General features: G+C 69.7%; 13 protein-coding genes and 2 pseudogenes. 7 read left to right on the forward strand and 8 right to left on the reverse strand.

The features are described 5' to 3' along the window. Positions 1-7 precede the first annotated feature (7 nt). On the reverse strand, positions 8-2,146 hold the full coding sequence (gene recQ, locus FSV73_RS21040; RefSeq protein ID WP_145010989.1) for a DNA helicase RecQ: 2,139 nt from the start codon (positions 2,144-2,146) through the stop codon (positions 8-10). 162 nt (positions 2,147-2,308) lie between these two features. Between recQ and FSV73_RS21045 the strand changes: the two genes are divergently transcribed. Next, a complete protein-coding gene (locus FSV73_RS21045; RefSeq protein ID WP_145010992.1) occupies positions 2,309-2,893 on the forward strand; it encodes a YecA family protein in 585 nt (194 codons plus the stop codon). Positions 2,894-2,896: 3 nt separating this feature from the next. Further along, positions 2,897-3,295, forward strand: coding sequence for a YbaN family protein (locus FSV73_RS21050; protein ID WP_145010994.1), 399 nt, complete (start codon positions 2,897-2,899; stop codon positions 3,293-3,295). Between the two features lie 60 nt (positions 3,296-3,355). Here FSV73_RS21050 and FSV73_RS25635 read toward each other — a convergent pair whose 3' ends face one another. From FSV73_RS25635 to FSV73_RS21065, 5 genes and pseudogenes are all read right to left on the reverse strand, one after another. Next, a complete protein-coding gene (locus FSV73_RS25635) occupies positions 3,356-3,532 on the reverse strand; it encodes a hypothetical protein (RefSeq protein ID WP_186309302.1) in 177 nt (58 codons plus the stop codon). Between the two features lie 56 nt (positions 3,533-3,588). Beyond that, positions 3,589-4,200: a tRNA-uridine aminocarboxypropyltransferase gene (locus tag FSV73_RS21055; protein WP_145010997.1), complete on the reverse strand. Its 612-nt coding sequence runs from the start codon at positions 4,198-4,200 to the stop codon at positions 3,589-3,591. Between the two features lie 208 nt (positions 4,201-4,408). After that, a pseudogene (locus FSV73_RS26230) lies at positions 4,409-5,407 on the reverse strand (methyl-accepting chemotaxis protein); the annotation flags it as partial. A 288-nt stretch (positions 5,408-5,695) separates the two neighbouring features. Beyond that, positions 5,696-6,016: pseudogene (locus FSV73_RS26235) on the reverse strand (PAS domain-containing protein); the annotation flags it as partial. Positions 6,017-6,082: 66 nt separating this feature from the next. Next, the gene (locus FSV73_RS21065) at positions 6,083-6,982 is read right to left on the reverse strand and encodes a LysR family transcriptional regulator (protein WP_145011002.1); all 900 of its coding nucleotides are present in this window, start codon (positions 6,980-6,982) and stop codon (positions 6,083-6,085) included. Positions 6,983-7,117: 135 nt separating this feature from the next. Here FSV73_RS21065 and speB point away from each other — a divergent pair, with 135 nt between their 5' ends. The 3 genes from speB to FSV73_RS21080 all read left to right on the forward strand — a co-directional run bounded on the left by speB (position 7,118) and on the right by FSV73_RS21080 (position 11,357). Next, the gene (speB, locus tag FSV73_RS21070) at positions 7,118-8,068 is read left to right on the forward strand and encodes an agmatinase (protein ID WP_145011005.1); all 951 of its coding nucleotides are present in this window, start codon (positions 7,118-7,120) and stop codon (positions 8,066-8,068) included. 154 nt (positions 8,069-8,222) lie between these two features. Continuing rightward, positions 8,223-9,725, forward strand: coding sequence for a purine-cytosine permease family protein (locus FSV73_RS21075; protein ID WP_145011008.1), 1,503 nt, complete (start codon positions 8,223-8,225; stop codon positions 9,723-9,725). A 24-nt stretch (positions 9,726-9,749) separates the two neighbouring features. Further along, positions 9,750-11,357 (forward strand): 5-guanidino-2-oxopentanoate decarboxylase, encoded by a 1,608-nt coding sequence (locus FSV73_RS21080; RefSeq protein WP_145011011.1) that lies wholly within the window; start codon positions 9,750-9,752, stop codon positions 11,355-11,357. On the opposite strand, the gene FSV73_RS21085 is transcribed toward FSV73_RS21080, so the two are convergent. Continuing rightward, positions 11,350-12,612 (reverse strand): cytochrome P450, encoded by a 1,263-nt coding sequence (locus FSV73_RS21085; RefSeq protein ID WP_145011014.1) that lies wholly within the window; start codon positions 12,610-12,612, stop codon positions 11,350-11,352. The genes FSV73_RS21080 and FSV73_RS21085 overlap by 8 nt on opposite strands. A 271-nt stretch (positions 12,613-12,883) precedes the next feature. Here FSV73_RS21085 and FSV73_RS21090 point away from each other — a divergent pair, with 271 nt between their 5' ends. Together FSV73_RS21090 and FSV73_RS21095 are read left to right on the forward strand one after the other, a co-directional pair. Beyond that, positions 12,884-13,843 carry a carbohydrate kinase family protein gene (locus FSV73_RS21090; protein ID WP_145011017.1) on the forward strand — a complete coding sequence of 320 codons (960 nt, stop codon included), beginning with the start codon at positions 12,884-12,886 and terminating at the stop codon, positions 13,841-13,843. Next, positions 13,840-16,200: a glycosyl hydrolase family 65 protein gene (locus FSV73_RS21095; RefSeq protein WP_145011020.1), complete on the forward strand. Its 2,361-nt coding sequence runs from the start codon at positions 13,840-13,842 to the stop codon at positions 16,198-16,200. The genes FSV73_RS21090 and FSV73_RS21095 overlap by 4 nt, the downstream gene beginning before the upstream one ends. On the opposite strand, the gene FSV73_RS21100 is transcribed toward FSV73_RS21095, so the two are convergent. After that, positions 16,197-17,894 (reverse strand): dihydroxyacetone kinase family protein, encoded by a 1,698-nt coding sequence (locus tag FSV73_RS21100; RefSeq protein WP_145011022.1) that lies wholly within the window; start codon positions 17,892-17,894, stop codon positions 16,197-16,199. The two genes, FSV73_RS21095 and FSV73_RS21100, sit on opposite strands and share 4 nt — an antisense overlap. Positions 17,895-18,096 lie beyond the last annotated feature (202 nt).

Raw genomic sequence — 18,096 nt, forward strand, 5'->3', positions numbered from 1 at the left:
TGCCTCACTAGTCAGCCAATTCGGCCTGCAAGGCCGCCCGCACGCAGTAGAGCGCGCCGCTCGCCACGCGTCCGTCGAAGCGGGGCGCGACCTGGGCTACCGGGGGTAATTCGCCCTCGTCCTCAAGGAAGGCGTCCTGGATTTCCGCGAGCAGATCCTCGGGCAGGTCCAGTGCCTGTTCCAGGGCGATCTGCTGCTGGGCGATGGCCTCGGCCAATAGTGCATAGACATTCTTTTCCGAGCAATTGAGCTGACGCGCCGCCTGCTCGGGCGTCATGCCGGCGCGCACCAGGGTCAGCACCTCGTGACGCACGTCGGTGACCGGGGGCGGTGCGGCGTCGCCGCCGGTGAGGGCATCGAGGAAGGCCTGGCCGTAGCGCTCCAGTTTGCGCGCCCCGACGCCGCTGACGTGGCTCATCTCGTCCAGCGAGCGTGGCTGGCTGCGCAGCATCTCCAGCAGGGTGGCATCGGGGAAGATGACGTAGGGCGGCACCGAGTGCTCCTCGGCCAGCTTGCGTCTCAGGGTGCGCAGGACCTCCCACAGTTCGCGCTCGTCGGCGCGCACCAGCTGGCTGGCCGCGCTGGCGGAGGAGCCGCCGCTGGTGCCCCGCCCGCGCTGCGGCTTGGGGTCGCGGCGCAATTCGATGCGGACTTCGCCGCGCAGCAGGGGCCGGCAGCTTTCGGTCAGGCGCAGCCCGCCATAGCCATCGACGTCCACCTCGGCCAGGCCGCGGGCGACCAGCTGGCGGAACAGGGTGCGCCACTCGTCTTCGCCACGCGCCTTGCCCAGGCCGAACACCGCCAGGCGCTGGTGGCCGAGGCTGGTGATCTTTTCGGTCTCGCGCCCCAGCAGGATGTCGACCAGGTGCCCTACCCCATAGCGCTGCCCGCTGCGGTAGATCGCCGAGAGGGCCTGGCGGGCCGGCTCGGTGGCGTCCCAGGTCTCCACGGTGTCGATGCAGTTGTCGCAGTGACCGCACGGCTGCGGCAGGTGCTCGTCGAAATAGGCCAGCAGGACCTGCCGGCGGCAGCGGGTTTCCTCGCAGAGCGCCAGCATGGCTTCGAGCTTGTGCCGCTCGATGCGCTTGTGGCGCTCGTCGCCTTCGGAGTTCTGCATCATCTGCCGCAGCAGCAGCACGTCCTGCAGGCCGTAGGCCATCCAGGCATCCGCCGGCAGGCCATCGCGGCCGGCGCGGCCGGTTTCCTGGTAGTAGGCCTCCAGGCTCTTGGGCAGGTCGAGGTGGGCGACGAAGCGCACGTTGGGCTTGTCGATGCCCATGCCGAAGGCGATGGTGGCGACCATGATCAGCCCTTCCTCGTTGAGGAAGCGCTTCTGGTTGGCAGCGCGGACGTCGTTGGGCAGGCCGGCGTGATAGGGCAACGCCGGGAAGCCCTGGCCGCTGAGCTGCTCGGCCACCTCCTCGACCTTCTTGCGCGACATGCAGTAGACGATGCCGGCATCGCCGCGGCGCTCGGCGAGGAAGGCCAGCAGCTGCTTGCGCGGCGCCTCCTTGGGTACGATGCGGTAGAAGATGTTGGGGCGGTCGAAGCTGGAGAGGAAGCGCTCGGCCTGCTCCAGGTGCAGGCGGGTGGCCATCTCTTCGCGGGTACGGGAGTCCGCCGTGGCGGTGAGCGCCAGGCGCGGCACGCCGGGAAAATGCTCCGCCAGCTGGCCGAGCTGCATGTATTCCGGCCGGAAGTCGTGGCCCCACTGGGACACGCAGTGGGCTTCGTCGATGGCGAACAGGGCGATCGGCAGGCGCTTGAGGAAGTCCAGCATGCGCGGCTGGACCAGCCGCTCGGGCGCGAGATAGAGCAGCTTGATCTCGCCGCGCTCCAGCTGCGCGGCGACCGACCGCTGCTGCTCGCTGGTCATGGTGGAGTTGAGCGCGGTAGCCGCCACCCCTAGCTCCAGGAGGGTGGCGACCTGGTCGTCCATGAGCGCGATCAGGGGCGAGACGACCACCGCCACGCCGGGCCGCAGCAGGGCCGGAACCTGGTAGCACAGCGACTTGCCGCCCCCCGTGGGCATCAGCACCAGCGCATCGCCACCGCTGGCCACGCGCTCGATGATCCGGGCCTGGTTGCCACGGAACGCGTCGTAGCCGAAGACGTCTTTAAGGATGCGCAGCGCGGGTTCTGACATGAAGCCTCCTCGAATGGAAGCGCCATTATACGGATGCCGGGCTCGCTGCGGCGGTGCTTTTCCGCCGGCCGGGCAGCGGTGGCCAGGTTCGACGTGGTTCCGGCGCTCGTCTACAATTCCGGCCGTTCTGCCCTTTCGAATCCTTTCCGAGGTAAGTAGCCGATGTCCTTCGCCGAACAATTGACCCGTCTGCGCGATTTTCTCGATGCAGACGATCTGCACGAAGAAGCGCTCGACTACGTAGCCGCCCACGGCTACCTGACCGCCCTGTCCATCTGCCCGGAAGAGGTACCGGAACGCGAGTGGATCGATGCCCTCTTCGCCGAGCCGCCGCAGTATCGCGACGCCGCCCAGCAGGAAGACATCGAGCGTGCCCTGGTGCAGCTCAAGGCTCATATCCTGCGCATCCTCGGCAGCGATGAAGAGCTGGACCTGCCCTGCGACCTGGAGCTCGGCCCCGACCCGGACGATTCCGAGCTGCGCGGCTGGTGCATCGGCTTCATGGAAGGCGTGTTCCTGCGCGAAGCCGTGTGGTTCGAAGACGCCGAAGACGAAGTCAGCGAGCTGCTGCTACCGATCATGGTCGGTTCCGGCCTGTTCGACGAACAGCCCGAATTCGCCGAGATCGCCCAGGACCGGCGCCTGGTGGATGACATGATGGTGCAGATCCCGGAACTGCTGACCCAGCTGTTCCTGCTCTGTCATTCGCCCGAAGAAAAGCCGGCGCTGCTCAAGCCGCGTCACTGAGCGATGGACAGTGCTACCCCCAGACCTCGCCAGAAGAAGGGCTGGGTCCGCTACCTGCTGCTGGGGCTGGGCTGGCTCAGCGTGGCGCTGGGCATCATTGGCGCCTTCCTGCCGCTGCTGCCCACCACGCCCTTCCTGCTGCTGGCCGCGGCCTGCTTCATGCGCAGCTCGGAGCGTTTCTACCTGTGGCTCATCAACCACAAATGGCTTGGCCCCTGGGTCAAGCCCTACCTGGAAGGCGACGGCATCCCGCTTAAGGGCAAGGTCTACGCCATCGTCGCCATGTGGATCAGCGTGGGGTTTTCCTGCTGGCTGGTGCCCTACGTCTGGGCGCGGGTGGCGGCCTTCGTCAGTTGCGCCGCGGTTACAATCTATCTGCTCAAGCAGAAGACGCGGCGCTAGTCGCCTCCTGACCTGCAAAAAGGGCGATCCAAGAGGATCGCCCTTTTTTGTGGCGCCTTGTCAGGCGGCGCGGGCCATGGGGGTGGGCGGCGCCTGGTCGGGAAGGGTCGGTTCTCCCGGCTCGCCGGGCTGGATGGGCGCGGGATCGGGCTGGTCGGGCTCACCCCCGGCGCGGGGCGCGATGAAGACCGCGAGAGCGGCGACGGGATCGTCCTGATGGGGCGTTAAGCGGGGCATGGCGAGACTCCTCTGCTGACTCCCTCGGTAGAGTCGTGCGCGGCGCGGGTAATTCCCTAGTCGGGCGCCATTCCTCCGCCATGATTGCGTGCAAAGGTTTCCGCACCCATGGCCGCGATCTGGCCATCGATGAGCGCCTCGAAGGGGGCCAGCAGGGCGTCGAAGCACCTTGGCGCCTCCAGGACATTCAGCGCGGCCACTACCGCTTCCACGGTGGACAGGGCCTCCGGCGCCGGCGCCTTGCGCACCCGATAGCGGGAAGCCGGCCCGGTCGGCAGGGTGAGCCTGGGCAAGGCCGCCAGCAGCGGATTGGCGTGCAGCAGCAGCCGCGCCTTGCGCCAGGTACCGTCGGGGATCACCAGCAGCCGCGGCGACTCGGCCGGGGCGGCCGAGGGGAGCTGATCGACGCTGACCGCTGCCGGCCCGGGGAACAGCAGCCAGGGCTCATGACCCTCGAGCCAGCGCGGCAGCTGCGGAAACTTGTCGCCGATCTCGAGCTGGGCATTGACCAGCCCCAGGGCGGCCAGCCGCGCGGTATTCAGCGGATGGCGCCGCTCGCTGGGATGCTGCAACAGCAGCACCCGGGTACGGCTTTCCAGGCGAGGAATCAGGGCGCACAGGCACAGCGACAGGGGTCGTTGGCAGCGGGCGCAGGCGGGACGGGACATCGGGCTTTCCGCAACGGATGACGGCGGCGATCATACCGGATCGCCGCCAGCGGCCCGCAGACACCTCAGAGCCTTTTCATAATATAGCGAGCTAGAGCCAAACAAGGCGAAAAGGCCTGAGGAAGCGGAGTTTACAAGTGGTAAATGAGCATTCCGAAGGCCTTTTCAACGCAGTGTGGCCGACGCGCAGCAGATTATGAAAAGGCTCTCAACGATTGAAGCGGGCGGTGAGGTCGTGCAGGTAGTCGGACATGCCTTCCAGCTCACGGCTGAGTTCCGAGCCGCGGCGGGCCTGGGCCGAGCTATGGTCGGACAACTCCGCGATGCGGCTGATCTGGCGATTGATGTCCTCGGAGACGTGGCTCTGTTCTTCCACGGCGGTGGCCATCTGCTGGCTCATGGCGGTGATGAGGCTGACCGATTCGCTGATGCCCTGCAGCGACTCGCGGACCGCCGCCGAATGGCGCTCGCTCTGGCGCGAGGTCTCCTCGCCGCGGCTGGCGGTGGCCACGGCGCGGTCGGCGCTGGCCTGCAGGTTGGCGATGATCTGGTGGATCTGCTCGGTGGATTCGCGGGTGCGCGAGGCCAGCGAGCGGACTTCGTCGGCCACCACGGCGAAACCGCGACCGGCCTCCCCTGCCCGCGCCGCCTCGATGGCGGCATTCAGCGCCAGCAGGTTGGTCTGCTCGGCGATGGCGGTGATGACGTCGGCGACGCTGCCGATGCTCTGGGTCGAGCTGGCCAGCTCCCCCACGGCCTGGCCGATGTCGCTGACCGCCGCGCCGAGTTCGCGCATGGAGGTCAGGCTTTCCTCGGCCTTGTCGCGCCCGGAATGGACCAGGCTTTCGGCGTTGGCGGCGGCCTGGGCGGTTTCCTGGACGTTCTGCGAGACCTCGTGGATGGTGGAGGTCATCTGGGTGATGGCGGCGGCGGACTGGTCGGTCTCGTGGCGCTGCTGCTCCAGCAGCTCGGCTTCGGACTGGGCCAGTTGGGAGGATTCGCGCGCTTTCTGGCGCACGCTGTCGCCGACGTCGGCCAGGCGGGTCAGGGCGGTCTGCAACCGGGCCGATTCGCTGTGCAGGGCCAGGTCCAGGCGGGCCGCCGCCCCGACCTGATCGCTGTAGGTGGGCGCGACGATGGCGCTGGAGAACAGCTTGGGATGGTCGGCGAGGATGCGCTCGATGCTGGCGCGCTGCCGATGCAGCTGATGGGCGCTGACCCCCAGCAGGGCGGCGATGATGGCCACGGTCTGCACCGGCTCGGCGAACGCGAAATGACCGCCGAGGATGACGCCACCGGCCACCACCGACGACCAGCAGGCGGCGATGGCACTGCCCAGGCGGCGCGTCAGGGCAAGCGGCGCCTGGCCGGCGTTGAGGCGGGCATAGAGTTCGCTGGCGCGACGGATCTCGGCGGCGCTGGGCAGCGAGCGGACGGATTCGTAGCCGCTGACCCGGCCCTGTTCCAGGATGGGGGTGACATAGGCGCTGACCCAGTAGAAGTCGCCGTTCTTGCAGCGATTCTTGACGATGCCCATCCACGGCTTGCCCTCCCTGAGGGTCGCCCACATGTGGCCGAACACCGGCGGCGGCATGTCGGGATGGCGCACCAGATTGTGCGGACTGCCGATCAGCTCCTCCCGGGTGTAGCCACTGATGGCGATGAACGCCTCGTTGCAGTAGGTGATGGTCCCCTGCAGATCGGTGGTGGAGATGAGTCGCTCTTCTTCCTTGAAGGTACGGCCCTGTTGGGTGACCGGCAAATTCGTGCGCATCGCGGGTGCCTTATCTAGCTGGTTATCTACTCCATGCGGCATCGACCGGTTAAATGGTGGCCAACTGCCTGCACAGGCGATGACGGTAACCTCCTGGTTATCGTCATACTAACTATCGGCACGTTGCATCTGGGCTTTAAGAATGCGCTGAAAACTCTGGATCAGCGGCTCGCGCCCGCGTCCGCGGCGGGTGGCGAGGGAGAACGGCGCCTGGTAGCCGAAGGTGGCGGGCTGCAGGGCCTTGAGACGACCCTGGTCGACCCAGGCGTGGACGTAATGCTCGGGCAGATACCCGATGTAGGCGCCCGAGAGGATCAGGATCAGCTGCGCCTCCATGCTCTCCACGGTGGCCGCGCTCTCCTTGAAGCCGTGGCGGGCCAGTTCCGCCTGGCTCCAGTAGCCGCGCCGGACCATGCGCTGGCGGGTGATGACCTCGGCGGGGATGCGCCGCTCCTGGAACAGCGGGTGGCGATCGCTGCAGTAGAGCCAGTGCTGCTCGCGGTACAGCGGCTGGTAGACCACCCCGTTCATGCGGGCGGAAAAGGCCCCCACGGCCAGGTCCAGGCGGCCTTCCAGCACCCCGAGTTGCAATTCGTAGGGGCTGGTCACCGCCAGGTGCAGGTGGACGCCGGGGTAGTCGTGGGTGTAGCTGCCGATCACATCGGCCAGCGGCAGGGCCGGTTCACTGGAAAGCGAATCCAGCACCCCCAGGTTCAGGGTCCCGCTCAGCTCGCCCTTGAGGGTGGTGGCATAGCGTTCGAAGCCTTCGATCTCACCGAGGATGCGCAGGGTTTCCTGGTGGAACAGCTCGCCCTTGCTGGTGAGGGCGAAGCCACCCCGTCCCCGGTGACAGAGGGTGACGCCGAGCTGGCCTTCCAGCTGGCTCATGTAGGTGCTGATGGCCGACGTGGAGAGGTTCAACTCCTGCTGCGCGGCGGCGAAGCCTTGGTGGCGTACCACGCAGGCGAACAGCTTGAGCAGGCGGATATCGTGGAGGGCATTGGCCATGGCGGGCTCCCGAGCGGACGGCCGGGCAGTCTAGCCATTAGTTCAGAAATCTCTGAAGTGATTTTTTGCCGGGGCCGATTCTTCGGCCGAGGCGCGCTTTGCACAATCGACGTATCAGAACGACGAGGACGACCCGTGGAAAAGATCCTGCACCAGCCGCTGGGCGGCAACGAGATGCCGCGCTTTGGCGGCATCGCCAGCATGCTGCGGCTGCCCCACCTCGCCTCGGCCGCCGGCCTGGACGCCGCCTTCATCGGCATCCCGCTGGACATCGGTACCTCGCTGCGCTCCGGTACCCGCTTCGGTCCGCGGCAGATCCGCAGCGAATCGGTGATGATCCGGCCCTACAACATGGCCACCGGCGCGGCGCCCTTCGATTCCCTGAGCGTGGCCGACCTGGGCGACGTGGCCATCAATACCTTCAACCTGCTGGATACCGTGCGGCTGATCGAGGAGCATTACGACCGGGTGCTGGCGCACGACGTCATCCCCCTGACGCTGGGCGGCGACCACACCCTGACGCTGCCCATCCTGCGCGCCCTGAAGAAGAAGTACGGCGCCGTCGGCCTGGTCCACGTGGACGCCCATGCCGACGTCAACGAGCACATGTTCGGCGAGAAGATCGCCCATGGCACCACCTTCCGCCGCGCGGTGGAAGAAGGCCTGCTGGATTGCGACCGGGTGGTGCAGATCGGCCTGCGCGCCCAGGGCTACGCCGCCGACGATTTCGACTGGTGTCGCGAGCAGGGCTTCCGGGTGGTACAGGCCGAGGAATGCTGGCATAAGTCGCTGGCGCCGCTGATGGCCGAGGTGCGCGAGCGGGTCGGCGGCGGGCCGGTGTACCTCTCCTACGATATCGACAGCATCGACCCGGCCTGGGCGCCGGGGACCGGTACCCCGGAGATCGGCGGCCTGACCACCATCCAGGCCTTGGAGATCATCCGCGGCTGCCGTGGCCTGGACCTGGTGGGCTGCGACCTGGTGGAGGTCTCGCCGCCCTACGACACCAGCGGCAACACCGCTCTGCTCGGCGCCAACCTGCTCTACGAGATGCTCTGCGTGCTGCCGGGGGTGACTTACCGCTGAGTCCCGCGAGCCTGTTCCTCCGAGGTGCGGCGACCCGCCATGAAGGTCGCCCACCCGCTGTGCGCTCCACTGCCGAACACCCGGCGGGCTGCCTGGCCTGCCGACAACAAGAACGCGGGCCCGGCCTGCGTATAACCGTGTCGAGGCGTCATCCATGGATCATCCTGACGGCATCACCCGTATCGAAACCTTCGGCGTCGAGCAGATTCCCGCCCACGAGCGCAACGCCACGCCGCTCGATCTGTTCCGCTTGATCTTCGGCGGCGCCAATACCTTCGCCACCGCCGTGCTCGGCAGCTTTCCGATCCTGTTCGGCCTGTCGTTCCAGGCCGGGGTGCTGGCCATCGTCGCCGGGGTCCTCTGCGGCGCCTTGATCCTGGCGCCCATGGGCCTGTTCGGCGCCCTCAACGGCACCAACAACGCCGTCTCCTCCGGCGCGCACTTCGGCGTCCATGGCCGTATCGTCGGCTCCTTTCTCTCCCTGCTCACCGCCATCGCCTTCTTCTCGCTCTCGGTGTGGAGTTCCGGCGATGCCCTGGTGGGCGGTGCCCAGCGCCTGGTCGGCCTGCCGGAGAACGCCCTGACCCTGGGCCTGGCCTATGGGCTGTTCGCCGTGCTGGTGCTGACGGTGTGCCTCTACGGCTTCCGGTTCATGCTCTGGGTCAACAAGATCGCCGTGGTCAGCGCCAGCCTGCTGTTCCTGCTCGGCATCCCGGCCTTCGCCGGGGGCTTCGATGCCGGCTATGCGGGCACCCTGCAACTGGGCCAGCCAGGCTTCTGGGCGGCCTTCGTCGGCGCCGCCCTGGTGGCCATGAGCAACCCGGTGTCCTTCGGCGCCTTCCTGGGCGACTGGTCGCGCTACATCCCCCGGGAGACGCCACGGCTGCGCATCCTGCTGGCGGTGATCGCCGCCCAGGCCGCGACCCTCATCCCCTTCCTCTTCGGCCTGGCCACCGCCTCGCTGGTGGCGGTGCGCGCCCCCGACTACATCGCCCAGAACAACTACGTGGGCGGCCTGCTGGCCATCGCCCCTAGCTGGTACTTCCTGCCGGTCTGCCTGCTGGCGGTGATCGGTGGCCTCTCCACCGGCACCACGGCGCTCTATGGCACCGGCCTGGATCTTTCCAGCGTGCTGCCGCGCCTGCTGACCCGGGTGCGGGCGACCCTGCTGATCGGGCTGGCGGCCATCGCCTTCATCTTCATCGGGCGCTTCAGCTTCAACCTGGTACAGAGCGTCTCTACCTTCGCCGTGCTGATCGTGACCTGCACCAGTCCCTGGATGGTGATCATGATCCTCGGCCTGCTGGTACGGCGCGGCTTCTACTGCCCGGACGACCTGCAGGTGTTCACCCGCGGCGAGCGCGGCGGGCGCTACTGGTTCCACCACGGTTGGAACTGGCGCGGCATGGGCGCCTGGATTCCCAGCGCGCTGCTCGGCCTGGCCTTCGTCAACCTGCCCGGCCAGTTCGTGGGACCCCTGGGTGAACTGGCCGGCGGCATCGACCTGAGCCTGCCGCTCAGCCTGGGCAGCGCCGCCCTGCTCTACCTGGCCCTGCTCCTGCTGTTCCCCGAGCCGGCCGCCGTCTATGGCCCAGCCGGGGCGCGACGCCCGCGGCGCCTGGCCAACAGGCCGCTGGAACGCGCTTCTGCCGCCTGACCACCCTGCGAGGAGAAGACCTGCATGACCACCTGTGGCGAATTCCTGGTCCGGCAACTGGCCGCCTGGGGCGTGGATACCGTCTTCGGCATTCCCGGCGTGCATACCGTCGAGCTCTACCGGGGCCTGCCGGACAGTGGCATCCGCCACGTCACGCCGCGCCATGAACAAGGCGCCGGCTTCATGGCCGATGGCTATGCCCGCGCCAGCGGCCGGCCCGGGGTGTGCTTCGTCATCAGCGGACCGGGGCTGACCAATATCCTCACCGCCATGGCCCAGGCCTATGCCGACTCGGTGCCGATGCTGGTGATCTCCAGCGTCAACGAGCGCGCCCGTCTCGGCCACGGCGCCGGCTATCTGCACGAGCTGCCCGGCCAGCGCAACCTGACCGCCGGGGTCACCGCCTTCAGCCATACCCTGCTGGACGTGAATGGCCTGCCGGCGGTGCTGGCCCGGGCCTTCGCGGTGTTCGACGGCGAACGCCCACGGCCCGTCCACCTGGAATTCCCGCTGGACATCATCACCGCCCCGGCCGACCACCTTGCCCTGGCGCCGCGACCCATCCTGGCGCGCCCGCAGCCGGCCGCCGCCCTGCTCGATCGCGCCGCCGCGCGCCTGGGTAGCGCCAAGCGACCGCTGCTGCTGATCGGTGGCGGCTGCCAGGGCGCAGCGGCGGAGGTACAGGCGCTGGCCGCGGCGCTGGACGCACCCACCGCCACCACCATCAATGCCAAGGGCCTGCTGCCGCCCGGTCATCCCCTGGCGCTGGGCAGCAACCAGGCGCTGCCGCCGGTGCGCGAACTGGCACGGGAGGCGGACGTCATCCTGGCGGTGGGCACCGAATTGGGCGAGACCGACTACGACGTGGTCTTCGATGGCGGCTTCCGCCTCGCAGGCGATCTCATCCGCATCGACCTGGACCCGCGCATGCTGGTGGCCAACCACCAGCCCTGGCTGGGCCTGGTGGGCGATGCCCAGGCCGCGCTGGGCGGCCTGCTCGAACGCCTGCCGGCGAAAGCCCTGGACCCGACCGGCCCGGGCGCCCGGCGTACCGCCGCCGCCCAGGCACTTCTGCCAGAAGCCTTTGCCGGCTGGTCGCACTTCCGCGCCCTGTTCGACCGGCTGCAGGCGGCCCTGCCGGACGCCCGCTATGTGGGCGATTCGACCCAGACCGTCTACGCCGGCAATCACCTGGTGGAGCTGGACGGTCCGCGCCGCTGGTTCAATGCCTCCACCGGCTACGGCACGCTTGGCTATGGCCTGCCGGCGGCCCTCGGCGCGCGCCTGGCGGAACCGACGCGTCCGGTGGTCTGCTTGGTCGGCGATGGCGGCCTGCTGTTCACCCTCAGCGAATTGGCGAGCGCCGTGGAGGCCGGGATCGGCATCGTCGTGCTGCTGTGGAACAACCAGGGTTACGGCGAGATCCGCCGCTACATGGAGCGCCGGGACATCACGCCGCTGGGCGTCGACCTGCTCACCCCCGACTTCATCGCCCTGGCGCACGCCTTCGGCTGCGCGGCCGCGCAGGCGCTTGACCTGGACCATCTACAGGACCTGCTGGCCCAGGCGCCGGACGATCGGCCGCTGCTGATCGAGGTGCGCGAGGAGCCGCCGTTCGCGCCCACTAGGTGACCGAGCTTCGCGCGCGGCGCACGGCCTGGATCTCGTTCAGCACCAAGCCGCTGGCCGGGCGCATGGGGATCCGCGCCAGGTCGATGCGTAGGTCCTGGGTCGGCACCTGGTAGGTCATGGCCTGCAGCAGCAGGCGCAGGGCGGACATCATGAGCTCCAGGGCGATACCCTCTCCCGGACAGCGGTGCTGCAAGGGCACCGAGCCGGCGCCCTGGGGTACGAAGGCCGCCTCCGCCGCCGCGCCGGTGAGGAAACGGCTGGGATCGAATACCTCGGGACGCTCCCAACTGCGCGGATCGCGATTGGTGCCATAGAGATCCAGCAGCACCCGGGCCCCGCGGGGAAAGGTGACCCCCTGCCAGGCGAAGGTCTCCCGCACTCGCGCCACGGTGAAGGGGAAGAAGGCATAGAAGCGCCGCACCTCCTGGGCGAACGGCAGACGTGAAGCCGGATCGGCTCGCAGTCGCTCGCGCCAGGCCGGTTGCTTGTACAGCGCCAGGGCGGCGAAGGTGGAAAAGCGCGCCACGGCGACCGTCGGCCGCAGCACGTTGAGCAGCTCCACCGCGGCCACCTGGGGCGCCAGCGGTTGCCCGTCGGCGTCCTGGTGGGCGGCGATCAGTGCCAGGGCGCTGCCGGCCGGCGCCGGCTGCTGACGCGCATGCTCGACCTGCTGGGCGAGCCAGGGCTCCAGCCGCCGCCTGGCCCGCCGGGCCTTGAGGTTGGCCAGGCCCACGCTGCCGGCCCCTTCGAACAAGGCGACCAGCTCGGCGCACCGCCGCGCCTCGTCGGCGGCCGCCAGGGTCACGCCGGCCCAGTCGCAGACCGCGCGGGTATAGAGCCGATGCAATTCGTCGAGCAGCACGATCTCGCCCCGCGCCTGCCAGCCCGGTAGCCGGGTCCGCCATTCCTGTTCCGTACGGGCGACCAGGGCCTCGACCCGTGCCGGCTGGGTGATGTCGACGAAGAGCGCCTTGCGCTGGCGATGGGCCGCACCATCCAGCCCCTGGACGCCGCCGTCGCCGAACAGTGTCCGCCGCAAGTGGGAGGGCGCGGCCGCCACCCGCGTGAAGCGCTCCTCGCGATAGAACAGCTCCACGGCGGCCGGCCCCCGCAAGCAGAGGGTGGGCTGCAGCAGCAGGCGGGTGGCGAAGACGTCGCTGCCCAGGCGATCACAGCGGTTGCTGATGAAGGCATAGCCTTCGGTCAACAGCGCCACGCTCGAATCGAAGGCCGAGAGCGGTGGCAGGATGGACATCAGCAGTCTCCAGGAAGGATGGGTGTCCTGCCGGTGGACCGCCCCCAAGCGGCGGCGGTGCCTCCGTTGCGCTCGCGGTTTTTCAGGGGTCGCCGCCGCGTCGCCGTGCTTGCACCGGGTGAAGTAGGAATGGCACCGCTCTGGCGCGGGCCTTCGCGGATATGGCGGCACAGCCGGTCGCGCCACGCGGCAAAACGCGGCGACACTCGGCGGCGAACCCCAGGCGCGGGCGATGGGTCGGTGACAGGACACCCTGTGCGAGGTCCGCGCCGTGGCTACCCTGCTTTCCCTTGGCAGCATCAATGCCGACTTTCAGGTCCGCGTCGGCGAGGACCTGGACAGCGCCGAGACGCTGCTGGCCGACGACTTCCATCGACGGCCCGGCGGCAAGGCCGCCAACACCGCTTACCTGGCCGCTCGCTTCGGCCATCGCAGCCGGCTGCTGGGCCGGGTGGGCGACGACGACCTGGCCGCCCAGGCGCTGGAGCCCCTGCGCCGCGCTGGCGTGGACGTGAGCGGGGTGACGCCCGCCATGGCGACCGCCACGGCCGTCTCCATGATCTTGGTGCCGCCCAGCGGCAAGAAACGCATCGTGCTGGCCAACAATGCCAATGACCGCTGGGACGACCAGGCCCGCCAGGCACTGGACGCGAGCCTGGCGGCCGCACCCGCCGACGCCTTGCTGGTACTGGACTGCGAGATTCCCAGGGAGATCGTCCGCCAGGCCGTGGTGGCGGCAGCGGCGCGTGGACTCGCCATCGTGGTAGACCCGTCCTTCCCGGATCGTTTGCCGGCCGAGCTGGCGCAGCGGATCACCGCGCTCACCCCGAACGAAGAAGAGGCCGCGGGTCTGCTCGGTGAAGGCCTCGCCGACCTCTACAGCCTGGGTCGCGCCGCCCGCCGTCTCCAGCAACGAGGCACCCCGCTGGTCTGCATCAAACGGGCCGACGGCGGCTGCGTGCTGGCCGCGGGCGAAGGGCTCTGGCACCTGGCGCCCGCGGCCGTGGACCCGGTGGACGCGACCGGCGCTGGCGATGCCTTCACCGGGGTGTTCGCCATCGGCCTGCTGGAGGGTCGCTCGCCGCGGGAAGCCGCCACCTGGGCCACCGCGGCGGCCAGCCTGGCGGTGACCGGCGCCGGCTCCCAGGAGGCCTATGCCGGGCGTGCCGAGGTATTGGCCCTGGCCGAGCGCCTCAGTGTTCGCTGGCAGGCGCTGGAGGTCGCTGGATGAGCCTGGCCGGCCCGTTGAGCTTCGACCATTTCGACACCCGGGACGAACGCCGTCGCGAGGCGCTCTTCACCCTGGCCAACGGCAGCCTCTCCCTGCGCGGCGCCCTGCCGGAGTTGTCGACCCTGGCGCCTGACGGCACCCATTATCCCGGTCTCTACCTGGCGGGTTGGTACGATCGTTCCCCGCGTCAGGTCGCCGATACCGAGGCGCGGCTGTCCGCCTTGATCCGCCTGCCGGATCCCCTGGGGCTGAATCTGGGCAGCACGCAGCGCTGGTACGATCCCCGGCACCAGCCACCCCAGCGTTACCATTACGAGCTGGACGTGCGGCACGCCTGCCTGATCCGTGACCTGGAAGTAAGGCTGGACGGCCTGGTCGTCGCCGTCAGCGAAAGGCGTTTCGTCAGTGCGGCCGATCCTCAGCTGATCGTGCTGCGCTGGACGCTACGGAACCTCGGACCCAGTGCCGACCTGCGCCTGCGCGCCACCCTGGAGGCCGGGGTGGAAAATGCCCTGATCGAGCGCAACGCAGCCTACGAAGGGCGGCGCCTCACGCTGCTGCAGCAATTGACCAGCGCCACGGGCGCCGCCGTGCGGGTGGCGCCCCTGGCCGGTCACAGTGAAGCCTGCGTCGCGACCCTGTTGCTGAGCGATGTGCCGCTGGCCTGGGCGGCCAGTGAATGGGGCGCGAGACTGCAGCACGACAGCCGCATCACCCTGGCCTCCGGCCAGAGCCTGACCCTGGAAAAACGCATCCTGGTAAAGGTCGAGCCAGAAGCCGGCAGCTGCCAGGCCGCCCTGGACCAGCTCGCCGCCGACACGAAAACCAGCTTCGCCGCGCTGGAGTTCAGCCACGCGGCCGTCTGGGCCGAGCGCTGGGCGGGGCTGCAGCTGGAAACCGCGCCCCGCATGCAGCTCAAGCTGGACTTCGCGGCCTTTCACCTGCTGCAGACGGTGGATCACCCGGGGCGCCGCGACCAGGGCCTGCCGCCACGGGGCTGGCAGGAGGGCTACTTAGGCCAGATCTTCTGGGACGAGATCTTCGCCCTGCCCTGGCTCGCCAGCCACTTCCCCCAGGCCGCCCGGGGCCTGCTGGACTACCGCCACCGCCGCCTGGACCAGGCCCGCGAACGGGCCCGCCGCCAGGACTGGCGTGGCGCGCTCTTTCCCTGGCGCAGTGGCCTGGACGGCGAGGAAGAAACCCCGCCCTACCAGTACTTTCCGCTGTCCGGCCGCTGGGTGCGCGACCATACCCCCTTGCAGTATCACCTGGGCCTGGCGGTGGCCTATAACGCCTGGCAGCTCTACCTGGCCACCGGCGACCTGGACTTTCTCGCCAACGTGGGTGGCGAGCTGATCCTGGAAGTGGCCCGTTGCTGCGCCAGCCAGGCCCGTTTCGACGACAGCCTGCAGCGCTATCGCATCCGCGGCGTCGTCGGGCCGGACGAATACCACGACGCCTATCCCGACGCCGCGGCACCGGGGCTGGACGACAATGCCTACACCACCCTGCTGGCCGCCTGGACCCTGGAGTGCGCCGGCCGGGTGCTGGCCCTGTTGCCCACGGCCCAGGCCCGGGCCCTGGCCGAGCGGCTGGGCCTGGAGGCAGGGGAACCGGCCGCCTGGGCGACCCTCTCCGCTACCCTCCACCTGCCGTTCCGGGAAGACGGCGTGCTCGATCAGTTCAGCGGCTTCGGCGAGCTGCTGCCGGCACCGCCGGCATGGCTGGAGGACCACCAGGGGCCGCGCCTGGATTGGTGGCTGGCGTCCCGCGGCGACAGCGCCAACCGCTACCAGCTCGGCAAGCAGGCCGACATCCTGATGGTCCTGCACCTGCTGCCGCCGGCGGAGCTGCGACGGCTGCTCGACCGCCTGGATTATCGGCTGGACGACGCGGCGCTACGCCGGACGCTGGACTATCACCTCGCCCGCCTGAGTCATGAGTCCAGCCTGTCGAAGACCGTCTGCGCCGGCGCCCTGGCCGCCTACGACAGCGCAGCCTCCTGGGCCTTCTTCAACGACAGCCTGGATACCGACCTGGGCGCCGCCGCGGACAGCGGCGCGCGGGAAGGCATCCACCTGGCAGCCATGGCCGGGACCCTGGACGTCCTGCAGCGCCACTACCTTGGATTCTGGCCGACACCCGACGGCCTGCGGGTGCAGCCAGCGCCGCCGCCCGAGCTGCCGGCCACCCGCCTGCAACTCCTCTACCGGGGGCGCCTGCTGCAGGTCAGCTGGGCACCACCGCGCCTGAGCCTCCGCTTGGCGGACCCGGAGGCCACCCCGGTCAGGCTGCTGACCGACGCGGGGGCTTTCGAGCTCGGGGGTGAGGCGGTCTGGTCCTGGCAGCGAAGCTAGCCCGCGACCTCTGGTTCCAAGGCCTCCAGCCAGCACACCACCGCCACGGCGCCGCCATCGGGGATGCCCAGGGCGCGAGGGCCCAGGTAGCTGGCGCGACCCTGGCCCGGCACCATCTCGGCGGTGGCGTCGGCGCCGGCCCTGGCCTTGGCGAGCGCCGCCTTGAAGGCCTCGGCGGGACTCGATCCGGCCCGAACGGCCGCCAGCAACTCGTCCGCCGCCGGTCGCAAGGCATCGAGCATGGTGCGTTGCCCTGGCTGGGCGCCGCCCAGTTCGGCCAGGGCCTGCACCCCCTGATCGAAGGCCTCGGCCCACTGGGCCAGCGTCGGTCGTTCCACCCCCTCCAGCAGCTGGGCCGCACGGACCAGGGCGCAGGCATAGAAGGGTCCGGAACTGCCGCCAATGGCCCGGCGCAGCGCCTGCCCCGTAGCGGCCAGCGCACTGGCGGGGCTGTACCAGGCGCTGGCCGGCAGCGCACGCATGGCTTCCGCACCGCGGGCCAGGCTGGTGCCCAGGTCGCCGTCGCCGGCACGGCTGTCCAGTTCGGTGAGGCGGGCTTCGTTGGCCAGCAGACTGGCGATCACCGCGTCCGCCGCCGCGCGCAGGCGATCGGCCAGCGGGCCGGGTACGGTAGGGGTCGCCGGGGCGGCAGCCGGGGGCGCGGGCAACAGGCGGGGGGCTGCCGGCACGCGACCGTCGCCCGCCCAGGCACGGGCCTGGGTCGGGGCGTCCAGCAGCGCCAGGCGCGCCTCGTCCACCGGCAGCAAGGACAGCGAACAGCCGGGCATGTCCAGCGCACTGAGGAAGGTGCCGGTCCAGGCGCGCTCCACTTCGAAGCCGCGCCCACGCAGGTCGAGCAGCGCCGCCCGGGCCACCAGGGCCAGCTCCAGCGGCGGGGTGGCGCCCAGACCATTGACCAGCAGCGCTAGGCGCGTCCCGGCGGGATAGCCGCCGTCCTCGACCAGGGTATCCAGCAACCGCGCCACGGTGGCGTCGGCGCCCAACCAGGGGCCGCGCTCGACCCCCTGCTCGCCGTGGATGCCCAGGCCCCATTCCACCTCGTCGGCCGCCAGTTCGAAGCCCGGATGCCCCACCGCCGGTACCGTGCAGGCACCCAGGGCGACGCCCATGCTGCGCAACTCCGTCGCCGCCGCGCGGGCCAGGCTGGCCACCTCGGCCAGGGGGCGCCCCGCTGCCGCGGCCGCCCCGGCGAGCTTGTGGATCAGCACGGTACCGGCGATGCCACGACGTCGCTCCGGCGCCACGGTATGGCGCAGGGCGGCATCGTCCGCCACCAGCACGGTCTCCACCGGGATGCCCTCGCTGCGCGCCAGTTCGGCGGCGAGGCCGAAATTGAGGCGGTCGCCGGTGTAGTTCTTCACCACCAGCAGCGCGCCGGCCGAACCGGCCGCGGCGCGAATGGCCGCCAGCACCGCATCCACGCTGGGCGAGGTGAAGACGTCACCGGCCACGGCGGCGGTCAGCATGCCCTCGCCCACGTAGCCGGCATGGGCCGGTTCGTGGCCGCTGCCGCCACCGGAGATCACCGCCACCGGACGGGCCCGGCCGTCCGCCAGCGGCTGGCGCAAGACGACCTGCTCTGCGGCCAGCAGGGCGAGACCGGGATCAAGGCTCACGAGTCCTTCGAGCAATTCGCGAACCACCGTGGCGGGGCTATTGATCAGCTTCTTCATCGGGCACTCCCAGGCATGAGGGTGGCTGGAGTATGGCATGGCGACCGGCGCCTGCCCTCGCGGCAACCTGAACGGACGCTTCAGCGGAGCGCAACGGCCTTCCGCCGGACCGCCGTGGCAGGCTATCGTCTGGCCCAGGAAGTTTTTCCCGACCGGGATGTCTCACGCTGATAGCCAGCCGCCCCGTCCCGCGCTCCCCCCG

The organism is Pseudomonas oryzihabitans (assembly GCF_007665395.1).
GTDB classification, from domain to species: Bacteria; Pseudomonadota; Gammaproteobacteria; order Pseudomonadales; family Pseudomonadaceae; genus Chryseomonas; species Chryseomonas psychrotolerans_C.